The organism is Ruoffia tabacinasalis, from assembly GCF_042652985.1.
GTDB classification, from domain to species: domain Bacteria; phylum Bacillota; class Bacilli; order Lactobacillales; family Aerococcaceae; genus Ruoffia; species Ruoffia tabacinasalis.
Genome location: NZ_JBHSHQ010000079.1, coordinates 1 through 515, shown reverse-complemented (window position 1 = coordinate 515; position 515 = coordinate 1). Strand labels below are relative to the sequence as shown.

Annotated in this window: 1 protein-coding gene; it reads right to left on the bottom strand. The window is 43.9% G+C overall.

Annotated features, from left to right (window positions below):
* Window positions 1–11: 11 nt before the first annotated feature.
* Window positions 12–515 (bottom strand): ATP-binding protein (locus tag ACFO5Y_RS11685; RefSeq protein ID WP_380706734.1); only part of this gene is annotated, 504 nt, incomplete at its 5' end.

Sequence of the window (515 nt, the reverse complement as noted above, 5' to 3'; positions counted from 1 at the left end):
GGCACTTATTTCTAATCAAAAACTCGTTGCCGATGTTTCATTCGATAACTTTCATCGTCCATCTGAATAAGTTCTACCCGATGGAGAAGGCGATCCAGAATCGCTGTTGCGACTCCTTCATCGCCTAATAGTTCTCCCCATTGATCTGGACTCTTATTTGAAGTCAGAATGATTGAACTACGTTCATATAAGTAGTCAACCAGCTGAAAGAACTGGTTTGCCTCCATTGGATCCATAGCCATATACATCAAGTCATCGATGATCACTAAGTCAGATTTTTTAATCCGATTTAATGCAATCTGTGATTTCCGTGTATAGTCACTTGTTTTCAGAATCGTTGTCAGTTCTCCCATCGGGAGAAACATGACTTGATACCCTTGCTCGATCGCTTCTAATCCAACGCCGACCGCTAAATGCGTCTTGCCGACACCGGGCGGTCCAAGAAGAATGAGGTTGTATTGCTGCTCTAACCAATTCATTTCCTTCAGCTGGCGCATTTGCCGCTCACTGAGGCT